An 11374-nucleotide genomic window follows, 5' to 3' on the forward strand; every position below is an offset into this window, starting at 1 on the left:
CGGCATCCACCGCAGCTCTACTTTGCCGGTCTCACCGTGGCGGTTTTTCGCCACAATGCACTCAGCAATGTTGTGCTTCTCCGAATCCTCATTATAATAGTCATCCCGGTACAGGAACAGCACGATGTCTGCGTCCTGCTCGATAGCGCCGGACTCCCGCAGGTCCGACAGCATGGGCCGCTTGTCGTCCCGCTTCTCACTGGCGCGGGACAGCTGGCTCAGGCAGATCACCGGCACGTTCAGCTCCTTGGCCATGATCTTCAGCATCCGGGAGATGTCGGACACCACCTGCTGGCGGTTCTCCCCCGCGTAGCCCTTGCCGCCGGCAGAGGTCATCAATTGCAGGTAGTCGATCACCACCAGGCCCAGATCATCCAGCCGGCGGCACTTGGCGTTCATGTCCGCCACGGACAGCATGGGATTGTCGTCGATCCGGATATCCACCTTATTCAGGATGGTGGCGGCCCCGGCGATCTTCTCCCAGTCGGTCTCCCGCAGGGCGCCGGTCTTGAGGCGGTTGTTCTCCACCAATGCCTCGGAGGCCAGCAAACGGGTGGCCAGCTGTTCCCGGCTCATCTCCAGGGAGAAGACGGCCACTGTCTTGTGGACGGCCTTGGCCACGTTCAGGGCCACGTTCAGCGCAAAGGAGGTCTTGCCCATGCCGGGCCGGGCGGCCAGCAGGATCAGGTCCGATTTGTTCAGGCCCGTGATCTTCTGGTCCACCGCGGACATACCCGTGGAGAGCCCCGGCAGGTGATTCTCGCTCTCGCTCATCTCTCCCAGCCGGTCCAGCACCTCCGGCAGCACCTGCCGCAGGGGCACCATGTCCTGGGCGCTCTGTCCCCGGCGGACGGCGTAAACCTTCTGCTCCGCCGCCTCCAGAATTTCGGAGGCCTCGCCCACGCCCTCCTGCACCATGGCGGTGATCTCGGCGGCGGCCTGGGCCACGCCCCGCAGCAACGCCTTGTCCCGGACGATGGCCGCGTACTCCATCACGTTGGCGCTGGTGGGGGTGATCTCCATCAGCTGGGCCAGATAGGAACGGGTGGTGTTCTCGTCGTAGGTGCCCGCCTTCTGCATCTCCTCACAGACGGTAATGCCGTCGATGGGCTTGGCATAGGTGAACATGGAGTAGATGGTCTCAAAAATCTCCCGGTTCTGCCGGAGGTAAAAATCTGACGGCCGGAGCTTGTCCATCACATCCTTGACGCAGTCCGCGTCGATGAGCATGGAGCCCAGGACGGCTTGCTCCCCCTCCAGAGAGTGGGGCATCTGCCGCAGGAGAAGGTCTTCGTTTGCCATCTTACTGTCACCTCGCCGTGAATAGGAGTCCACCTGTTTGGGTTAGGAAAGCGCGAAGGGCCATTGTACCAGAGCGCGCCAAGCGCCTTTTCTCTTCCACCGGGCGCGGCGCACTCTCTTTTTGGCACAGCCAAAAAAGAGAGCGGGGGCGCACCCCTGCGGGCGCAGGAGCCCCCGAGACTGCCGCAATGGCGGCCCATTCCTCTCCCCCAGAGTGTGCCCCCAAACAGAGGAACTCCCTTTATTTTTCCTCAAACACGGAGACGTACACCGTCCCGTTGACCTCAAACCCCAGCTTGGCCTTCACCTGATAGGATCCGAACGCCTTGATGGGCTCGTCCAGCACCAGCTTCTGCTTGGGGATGTCGATGCCGAACTGCTGCCTAAGCCCGTCGGAGATCTCCTTGGTGGTGACGGCGCCGAACAGCCGCCCGCCGTTGCCGGCCTTGGCGGTGAGCTTCACCATGCACTCCTTCAGCTTCTCGGCGGTGGCCTCCGCCTCCGCCTTCTGCCGGGCCTCCTCAGCCTTGCGGGCCTTCTCCTTCAGGTTCATGGTGTTGATGGCGTCCGCCGTGGCGGCGATGGCCAGCTTCCGGGGCAGGAGGAAGTTCCGGGCATAGCCCTCGGACACCTCCACCATCTGGCCCTTTTTTCCCTGGCCCTTCACATCCTGCTGTAAAATCACTTTCATGATAACGTCTCCTTTTAGTCGTTCTGTTTCTGAATTTGTTCCTCCAGCTGCCGGGTCCGTTTTTCCAGCGCCTCCAGCCGGTCATTCTGATGAACCAGAATGCACACCAGCACCGCCAGAACCAGGGCGATGGACGCGCCTGCCAAATACCAGCGCCGGCTGAAATCAAAGAGCTGGTATCCTCCGAAAAAGATGAATGCCTCCACCAGCGCCAAGCAGATGCCAAATGTGGAAAGAAACCGCTTCATGGCCGCGCTCCTCCTCACTTTTCAAAATACGCGTCGATGGCCTCCAGCAGACGACTCTTCACCGTCTCCACATCTGTGTTCTCCACACGGCCGCCGGCAGTGGTGGAGTTGCCGCCGCCGCCCAGGGCCTCCAGGATCACCTGGACGTTCACCTCTCCCAGAGAACGGGCGGACATCTGCACGTTCTCCCCACTGGGGAATACCACAAAGGACGCCTTCACGCCCTTGAGGCTCAGCAGCTCGTCCGCCGCCTGGGCCGCCGTCACCCGGTCCACGCCCTCCTGGTCGATGGCCGCCACGGCGATGTCCTCCCGGTACAGCTCCGCCCGGCGGATGATGTCGTAGCGGGACACCATCTCGCTCAGATCGCTCTGGAACAACCGCTGGACGTCGGTGGTGTCGGCCCCCGCCCGGCGGAGGAAGGCCGCCGCCTCAAAAGTCCGGCCGCCGGTGCGCAGGGTGAAGTGCTTCGTGTCCAGCACGATGCCGGCCAGCAGCGCCTCCGCCTCCTCCCGCAGCAGATCGGCGGGCTCCACCAGATACTGCAAGAGCTCCGTCACCAGCTCACTGGCGGAGGAGGCATAGGGTTCGTGGAAGCTGAAGGCGGCGTTTTCGATGTAGCTGGCCGCCCGGCGGTGGTGGTCGATCACCGCCACCCGGTTGCTGGACTCCAGCAGCTGGGGGCTCTCCACCATGTCGGGGCGGTTGGTGTCCACCACAATGACCAGAGCGCCCGGCCTCATTTTCAAAAATGCCTCCGCCCCGGAGGTGAACGCCCCCGCATACTCCGGCAACGCCTGGAGCTTGGCCAAAACCGCTCCGGCGGCGTTGTGCTCCAGATCAATGACCATCTGGGCCCGCTTGCCGTGCTTGCGGGCAATGCAGTAGAGCCCCGCCTCGGCGCCTACGGCGTCCATGTCCGCAAAGCTGTGGCCCATGATATAGATCTCGGACGCGTCGGCCATCAGCTCGTTCAGGGCGCTGGCCATGACCCGGGACTTCACCTTGGTGCGCTTTTCCGTGGACTTGCTGCGGCCGCCGTAGAACTGGAAGTCCACCTTTCCCCGGACCACCGCCTGGTCTCCGCCCCGGCTGAGGGCCATCTCCAGGCTGAGACGGGCGTTGCGGTACAGCTCCGCCATAGCGTCGGCATCCTTGCCAATGCCGATGGAGAGGGTGGGGCACACATCCCCCACCTTGATCTCCCGAATGGCATCCAGGATGGAGAACTTCTCCTCCACAAAGTGGTCGTAGTGGCATTCCTCAAAGATGAAGAGGTAGTGGTCCCGCTCCGTCTTCAGCAGCAGGCCGTCGGCGCAGGCGGCCCAGTTGTTCAGCTTCTCGTCGATCTGGGCCAGCACGGCGCTGCGCTGGGTATCGGCGCATGCCTTCATCAGGTCCTCGTAGTTGTCTACCATCAAAATGGCCAGCACCGGCCGGGTGGCGGTGTACCGCTCCCGCAGGTCGTCGGCCTCTGTGGTATCCACCCAGTAGGTAGTGGCCACCAGGTTCTGCTCGGCCCCCCGGCCCTTGGCCCGCACCAGGCTGCCGTACACCCGGAACCGCCGGCTGTTCATCACCACCCGGTCCGGGCACTCCTGCTTTCCCTCCAGCATCCACTGAACGGGGAAATCCGGTACTGCATCCTCCACCTTCATCTCGAACAGGTGCTCCCGCACGCCGGCCAGCTGCAGGAAGTTCTCATTGCTCCAGATCACCTCGCCGGTGTCCGGCCGGAACACCATGATGGGCAGCGGAGAGTTGATGAGGGTGGATTTGCTGGCGGTATCCACGCTGCCGGTGACATTATCAATGTACTGGAGGATGTTCTGCCGCCGCTTCTGGTTACGGTTGGTGAAATAGGCATACAGGCCCACGGTGCAGGCGATCTCCACCAGTCCCAGAGGCAGGCTCACCGTGGCGGTGGCCGCCGCGAAGACGATCATGCAGAGGAAGTAGAGCTTGAGATTGGGCTCCAGCAGGCGGGAGAGCTTCTTGTTGTTCATCTCGATCAGGTCTCCTTTTGAAAGGGACGCATACATACCCATATTGAAGAATAGTATAGCAGTTTTTCCCACAAGAAGCAACTGTTAAAACAGGCCCGGGCTGATCCGGCCCGAGCCTGTTTTGATGGTCCTCAGGATGCCGCCGCGGCCGTCCGGCGGCCGTTGGCGCGCAGAAGCAGCAGGTTCAGCCCCAGTGCCGCCAGGGCGAACATTGCCGCCGGCAGGCCCAGGGGGCGGAATCCCCACCCCTCCTGCACGGCGCTGCCGATGAAGGAGCCGATAGCAATGCCGAAGTTGTAGGATACCGGCTGTACGGAGGCGCACAGGCTGGAAGCGAAGGGGTAATCCTGCTCTGCCAGAGACAGCGCGTGCATCTGGGCCGGGGTGTTCAGCAGGTACATGAGCAGCCCCATGGCAAAGACCCCCGCAAGGCCCGCCCACCGGTTTCCCAGCAGCAGCGGCAGCAGGGCAAACAGCACCGCCTGGGCGGCGAAGGCCATGGGCAGGGTCCGGAGGCCGCCCCGCTCCCCCAGCCGGCCGGAGAGGAGATTGCTGGCGGCGCTGCACGCTCCCATCACCAGCAGCAGCGGGCTCACCGCCCCCGCTGGAAGCCCCAGTGTCTCTGTCAGGATCGGCGAGAGATAGGTGTACACGATATAGGTGGCGGAGGCGCTGCACAGGATCATCCCCACACACAGGGAGCATCGGGGGTCCCACAGGATGGAAAAGGACTTCAGAAGCCCGCTGTCCGCCTGTGCCGGCACCGCGGGCAGGGAGCGCAGCAGCAGCGGCAGCAGCGCTGCGCCCATAGCCAGGATCACGGCGAAGGTCCACCGCCAGCCCAGGATCTGGCACACGGCAGTGCCCAGGGGCACTCCCAGCACCGCTGCCACGGAAAAGCCGCCGTATACCAGCGAGATGGCCCGGGCGGTCTGCTCCGGGGCGGCGACCTCCTTGGCATAGAGCATGGCCACCGCCGTCAGCGTACCGGACACCAGCGCCGCCACTACCCGGGTGGCATACAGCACCGCCACATTAGGAGCGGCAAAGCTTGCCGCGCTGGTGAGGAGGAACACCCCCATCAGCACCGCCAGCAGCTTCCGGCGGGAGATTCCGCCGGTAGCTGCAGTGATCACAGGCGTCCCCACCGCGTAGCAGGCGGCGAACACCGATACCAGCTTTCCCACTGCCGCCAGAGAGGTGTTCAGCCCCTCCGCGATCTCCGGCAGAATGCCCACAATCACAAATTCGCAGGTCCCCAGCACAAATCCCAGGGCCGCCAGCAGCAGTACCGCCCCAGGCAGCGGCTTTTTCGTCTGTTCCATGACACGGTTCTCCTTCTGTTTGCGTACACAGCTTTTCCCAAAAACAGCTTCCCCCAGAGTCGGCCTCCGCGGGAAGCCGGCGCCGGAGAAAGTCTTTCAGCAGTTCTCCGCCGTGAGGATAGGGCTCTCCGGATAGAAACAGTCCCGCTCCGGCGTCCGGTGCTCCACCACCGCATCAAACAGCAGCGACAGGGCCTTGCGGCTCTGGTAGGTCAGGTTCTGGTCAATGATGAAGTCCAGCAGTCCCTCCCGCAGGAAGGTCCGCGTCTCCGGGCTGTTGTCGTGGGCCAGAACCCGCACCTGTCCCATCCGGCCGGCCCCGCGCAGGGCTTCCATGCACGCAGGCACGGAGCGGTTGGCCATATAGATATACTTCAGGTCCGGCTCTTCCGCCAAAGCGGCGGTCACCGCTGCCAGTGTCTCATCATAGTTGTCGTGGGTCTCTGCCACCCGGCAGTCCTCCTGCCGGAGCCCCCGCTCCGCAAGCCGCTCCAGAAAGCCGTCTGCCCGGCCCTTGTGTCCGGCGTAGCCGTGGTCGGCGTACACCAGCAGGATCCGGTCTCCGGGCCTGAGGAACTTGGCGGCGATGTCCCCGGCCACCCGGCCGGCGTGGTGGGCGTCCTCCCCCACGTAGCACAGCCGCCGGGCGCCTGCAATGTCGGAGTTGAAGGTCACCACCGGCATCCGCCGCTCCGCCAGGAGCTCCAGCTTCTGGCGCACCTGGGGGCAGTCCGCGGCGCACAGGGCGATCCCCTGGACCTCCTCCGCCAGCGTGTCCAGCAGGTGCAGGCAGTCCTCCATCCGCCCCTGGCGGTACGGGTGGATGGTGACGCTCACATTGTAGTCCTGACGGTCCTGCCGGAACTTCGCCACGCCAGCGGCCATGGCCTCGCCCACATAGCTCTCCCACGTGGGCTGGATGATAGCGAAATGCCGGGCCATGCCGCTGGTGGCCAGGGCGCTGGCCACCCGGTTTGGCTGGTAATCCAGCTCCTCCATCACCTCCAGCACCCGCCGCCGGACCTCCTCCTTCACATACGGCCGGTCGTGGAGCACCCGGTCCACCGTGCCGATGGAGACGCCCGCCCGTTCTGCGATCATCTTGATCGTTGCCCGCATGTCCCTTCACTCCCTTTCTCCGGCCCTTCCGCCGGTCATCTTGGTTTTCTTGAAAAAAATGTATACAAAACGCTTGACCTGTGCTATACTAGGGGCAGAATGGTGCGGCCTTCCGTGTCCGCCGGCGGCAGGCCGCCGGCTGTCGGAGCGCCGCGGGGCGTGCCTCTGCCTGGGCCGCGCCTTCGTTTCAGTATAACAAAGTGCGCGTCGAGAAGCAACTGCTTTTCCGCCCTTTTTTACACAGTTCCACAGTATTTCACTGGTGCGGAGCGCCGCTCCGCCTCAGTCAAATAAAACCCCATACGGTTTCAACGGAATGACGTGACCGAACCCCTGCCGGCGAAACGGGGCCGCGCAGGCTACGGGCGTCTCTTGTTTGCGTGCGCTCATTTTGCGCCATTTCCGCTGTTATGGGGGTATTTTACATATTTTTTCAAAGGAGTATCATCGATCTATGGCAGAAAAATTGAAAATCATCCCCCTGGGCGGTCTCAATGAGATCGGCAAGAACATGACCGCCTATGAGTACGGCGGCGAGATCATCGTGGTGGACTGCGGCATGGCTTTCCCCGGGGACGACATGTACGGCATCGACCTCATCATTCCCGACGTCAGCTACCTCATCAAGAACCGGGCCCGCATCCGGGGTCTGTTCATCACCCACGGGCACGAGGATCACGTGGGTGCCATTCCCTATGTGCTCAAGCAGTTGAACATGCCCATCTACTGCACCCGGTTCACCGCGGGGCTCATCAAGCTGAAGCTGGAGGAGCATGGGCTGGTGAAAAGCACCAAGCTCATCACGGTGGAGCCGGGCAAGAGCGTCCGGGCCGGCAAGTTCACTGTGGAGTTCATCCATGTGAACCACTCCATCGCCGACTCCGTGGCCTTTGCCATCCACACCCACATGGGCACCATCGTCCACACCGGCGACTTCAAGATCGACTCCACCCCCATCGACGGGGAGGTCATCGACCTTGCCCGCTTCGGCGAGCTGGGGAAGGAGGGCGTCCTGGCACTGCTGGCGGACTCCACCAATGTGGAGCGTCCGGGCTTTACCCCCTCTGAAAAGACGGTGGGCGCCACCTTCAAGCGCCAGTTCCAGGGATGCGAGGACCGGATCATCGTCACCACCTTCGCCTCCAACGTCCACCGGATCCAGCAGGTGCTGGATGCCGCCGCGGCCGTCGGCCGGAAGGTGGCCGGCACCGGCCGGGCCCAGGAAAAAATAATTAAGGTCTACACACAGTTTGGGGATATGAAGGTGCCCAAGAACACCCTGGTGGACATCAACCGGATCAAGGGCCTGCCCAAGAACAAGCAGGTCATCGTCACCACCGGTTCCCAGGGCGAGGAGATGAGCGCCTTGTACCGCATGGCCTTCTCTCAGCACAAGCAGGTGGAGATCGGCGCCGGGGACAAGGTCATCATCTCCGCCAGCGCCATCCCCGGCAACGAGGTGACGGTGTCCCGGGTCATCAACGAGCTGTTCCGCAAGGGCGTCAAGGTGGTCTATGATCGGGCCGACATGCTTCACGTGTCCGGCCACGCCTGCCAGGAGGAGCTGAAGATCATCCACGCCCTGACGAAGCCCCGTTTCTTCGTCCCGCTCCACGGTGAGCAGCGGATGCTGCAGATCCACTGCCAGCTGGCTCAGCAGATGGGCATGGACCGCAATCACATCGCCATCGCCGATAACGGCGGCGTCATTGAAATCACCGGCAAGTCCATGAAGCTGTCCGCCAACTCCGTCCCCGCCGGCGAGGTGTATGTGGACGGCTCCGGCGTGGGCGACGTGGGCGCCGTGGTCATGCGGGACCGCAAGCGCCTGGCAGAAGACGGCATGGTGGTGGTGGTCCTGCCCATCTCCGCCCATGACGGCAACCTCCTCAGCGAGCCGGAGATCATCACCCGGGGCTTCATCTACGTGAAGGAGTCCGGGGACTTGATGAAGGAACTGCAGAGCGTGGCCCGGGACGCGGCGGAGAACGTCTCCCGCAAGCGGGGCCGGGATGACGGGGAACTGAAGGGTTCCGTCAAGTCCGCCGTCAGCAGCTACCTGTTCAAAACCACCAAGCGCAATCCCATGGTTATCCCCGTGGTCACCAGACTGTGACATACCAGATAACGGGTGTGCAGATAAGAGAGCCGCAGGGAAAGCGGCATCTCTTATCTGTTCGCTCTGATTCTTGATTTTCAGGGAGGTCTACATAACAATGGCACTGCAAGCCGCATTTCTCTTTCTTATCGGCGATGCCGATGAGACCACCCGCACCGTGGTATCCACCCCTAGCATCCATTTGAACGTGGTGGGCTGCAAGACCTACGCTGAGGCGGAGGCTGCCGCGAAGGAGCTGGCCGCCGTAGGCGTCACCGCTATGGAGCTGTGCGCTGGCTTCGGCAACGAGGGCATCGCCCGCATCCAGCGGGCCGTGGGTCCCGACGTGGCCGTGGGCGCGGTGAAGTTCGACTTCCACCCCGGCCTGGGCTTCAAGAGCGGCGATGCCCTGTTCGGCTGAGACGCATGAAAGCGGAAGGACTTTCGTCCTTCCGCTTTTTCTTTTTCCTGCACGGCCCGCGGGGAATGCAGAACTGCGGCACGCCGCGCCCTGGCACCGGCGGAACCGGACAGTCTCATCCGCCGCCCGGCGGGTCCCGCCAGCTCATGCCCCATCTGCGGCGCGCCGGTACTTCTCCACCATCGTCCCATACTCCGGCATCTCCCGGAGGAAGGCGCAGTCCGGGTCTGCCTCCACCTGGTCCAGAAGGGGCTCCAGCAGCACCGACTGGGCCTCTCCGGCGGCCTCCTTGGTGGCCAGATGCCGGTACAGGGGCGAGGCACTCAGATCCCAAGGCACTGTCAGGCTATGCAGCAGCCGGTCCAGCAGGTCCAGCGCCGCCGGGCCGTCCTGCTCCGCCGCCGCCAGCTGGAAGGGGGCAGACAGCACTGCGTAATCGCTCAGGTCCAGGGCCTCTCCCGCCCGCCGGGCGGCGTCGCAAAAGCCCTGGGCCCGCTGCCGGTCTCCCTCTGCCTGGGCCATCTCGATCAGGGACAGCAGCGTGGTCTGGATGCCGTGGGCCCGGTCGAACAGCTCCCGCTCCAGCAGGGTCCAGGCCTCCTCGGTCCGCCCCTGCTTCCGCCGCAGGGCGGACAGCACTTCCCGCTTGTCCCGATGGGTGTTGGAGATCTGGTCCAGCAGCGCCTCCGCCCGGTCCAGATCCCCCCGGGCGATGCAGCGGCTCGCCACGGTATAGGTCGCCCACTCCCGGATTTTGGGGTCCGCGCTCTGGGCGGCCTGCTCGTACAGGCCCGCGACAAAGTCCTCCCGGCCGGGCCGGGCTGTCTCATCGGTGCCGGGGAACAGGGTCAGAAGCCCCTCCAGCAGCCCCGCAGCGCTGTATGCCAGCGCGTCGCTGTTGGGGAACTGGCGCAGCTTCTCCTCTGCCAGGGAAAAGGCCGCGCCGCACCCCTCGGTCCGGGACACCTCGTACAGTCGGTTCAAAAACTCCGCGATCTCCGTCTCCGTCAAGTCCTCCTGAAAGGACAACAGTGTGTTCAGGTCCACCCGCAGCGTCCGGGCCAGCACCGGCAGCAGGGTGATGTCCGGGTAGGAGTTTCCCCTTTCCCATTTGTTCACCGCCGGGGCTGATACCCCCAGCTTCCCCGCCAGCTGCTCCTGTGTCAGCCCCAGTGCCGTCCGCCGGGTGCGGATAATCTCGTGGATCTGCATGGCAAAGCCCCCTCTTGTGATCTGTCCCCAGAATACCATCTCCGGCGGTGCGCTGCAATCGACAGGTGTTCAATTTTTCTGACGATCTTTTAACCGGCGGTTAATGGGTAAAAATCGCTGTAATCACTGTGCCCCAAACCGGGCTTCCGGGGCGCGCCTCTCATTGGGCGAACCTCCCCGCGTAGACAGGGCAGAACTCCAGACCGCCGCGGGCAATTCAGCGGGACGCAGACTGCACCTGACCCTCCCGGCCGCAGCAGGTCCCGACCGAAGCCCTTACGGCGCGGGTCTGTATGGGATCATGGGAATACGCTCTTCCGGCACCGGCTCCCATCGTCCCGGCAATGGACATGAAGGGCTGCGCCCTCTGCCCCAATTTGCAAAATACAGGCGCACAGCTTTTGCTGTGCGCCTGTACTGCTTTTCCCTCACTCCCCCTTGGGGTCCTCTGTGTCGAACACCGTCTTGGCGCTGGCAGCGAGTCCTGCCAGCCCCTGGAGCTCACTGGGAATGATGATCTTGGTGGCCTTGCCGTCCGCCACCTTCTGCATGGCTTCCAGAGCCTTCAGCTTCACCACCTGGTCATTGGGGGCGGCGGCATTCAGCAGCTTCAGGGAGTCCGCCAGGGCGGTCTGCACCTGCATGATGGCCTGGGCCTCCGCCTCGGCGGCCATGATGCGGGCCTCCTTCTCGCCCTCGGCCTTCAGGATGGCGGCCTGCTTGGCGGCATCCGCCTTGAGAATCAGGGACTGCTTCTCGCCCTCCGCCACCAGGATCTGGGACTGCTTCTGCCCCTCCGCCTGGAGGATGGACTCCCGGCGCTCCCGCTCCGCCTTCATCTGCTTCTCCATGGCGTTCTGGATCTCCTTGGGCGGGATAATGTTTTTCAGCTCCACCCGGTTGACCTTGATGCCCCAGGGGTCCGTGGCCTCGTCCAGAATGGCGCGCATCT

The 11374-nt window shown here is 63.6% G+C and carries 10 protein-coding genes; 2 read left to right on the top strand and 8 right to left on the bottom strand.

The features are described 5' to 3' along the window. The 6 genes from dnaB to QVE23_RS00915 all read right to left on the bottom strand — a co-directional run. Positions 1-1302, bottom strand: a 1302-nt coding sequence (dnaB, locus tag QVE23_RS00890) for a replicative DNA helicase (protein WP_287967435.1), incomplete at its 3' end; no start/stop codon positions are given. A gap of 241 nt (positions 1303-1543) precedes the next feature. Continuing rightward, positions 1544-1993, bottom strand: coding sequence for a 50S ribosomal protein L9 (gene rplI / locus QVE23_RS00895; protein WP_021750268.1), 450 nt, complete (start codon positions 1991-1993; stop codon positions 1544-1546). A gap of 14 nt (positions 1994-2007) precedes the next feature. Next, the gene (locus tag QVE23_RS00900) at positions 2008-2241 is read right to left on the bottom strand and encodes a hypothetical protein (protein ID WP_021750269.1); all 234 of its coding nucleotides are present in this window, start codon (positions 2239-2241) and stop codon (positions 2008-2010) included. A 14-nt stretch (positions 2242-2255) separates the two neighbouring features. Then, entirely contained in the window at positions 2256-4247 is a 1992-nt protein-coding gene (locus tag QVE23_RS00905; RefSeq protein WP_119311655.1) for a DHH family phosphoesterase, read from the bottom strand. Positions 4248-4378: 131 nt separating this feature from the next. Next, positions 4379-5572, bottom strand: coding sequence for an MFS transporter (locus QVE23_RS00910; protein ID WP_276896152.1), 1194 nt, complete (start codon positions 5570-5572; stop codon positions 4379-4381). A 96-nt stretch (positions 5573-5668) separates the two neighbouring features. Further along, positions 5669-6691, bottom strand: a complete 1023-nt coding sequence (locus QVE23_RS00915) for a LacI family DNA-binding transcriptional regulator (RefSeq protein ID WP_119311656.1) — start codon at positions 6689-6691, stop codon at positions 5669-5671. A 454-nt stretch (positions 6692-7145) separates the two neighbouring features. Here QVE23_RS00915 and QVE23_RS00920 point away from each other — a divergent pair, with 454 nt between their 5' ends. Together QVE23_RS00920 and QVE23_RS00925 are read left to right on the top strand one after the other, a co-directional pair. Then, a complete protein-coding gene (locus tag QVE23_RS00920) occupies positions 7146-8807 on the top strand; it encodes a ribonuclease J (RefSeq protein ID WP_287967436.1) in 1662 nt (553 codons plus the stop codon). Positions 8808-8907: 100 nt separating this feature from the next. Beyond that, positions 8908-9210 (top strand): DUF6506 family protein, encoded by a 303-nt coding sequence (locus tag QVE23_RS00925; protein ID WP_136891081.1) that lies wholly within the window; start codon positions 8908-8910, stop codon positions 9208-9210. A 144-nt stretch (positions 9211-9354) separates the two neighbouring features. Here QVE23_RS00925 and QVE23_RS00930 read toward each other — a convergent pair whose 3' ends face one another. After that, on the bottom strand, positions 9355-10422 hold the full coding sequence (locus tag QVE23_RS00930) for a helix-turn-helix domain-containing protein (RefSeq protein ID WP_287967437.1): 1068 nt from the start codon (positions 10420-10422) through the stop codon (positions 9355-9357). 428 nt (positions 10423-10850) lie between these two features. Then, positions 10851-11374: SPFH domain-containing protein (locus QVE23_RS00935; RefSeq protein WP_287967438.1), on the bottom strand; the 524-nt coding region annotated here is incomplete at its 5' end.

Source organism: Oscillibacter sp. KLE 1728, assembly GCF_934833455.1.
GTDB lineage: Bacteria > Bacillota > Clostridia > Oscillospirales > Oscillospiraceae > Oscillibacter > Oscillibacter welbionis.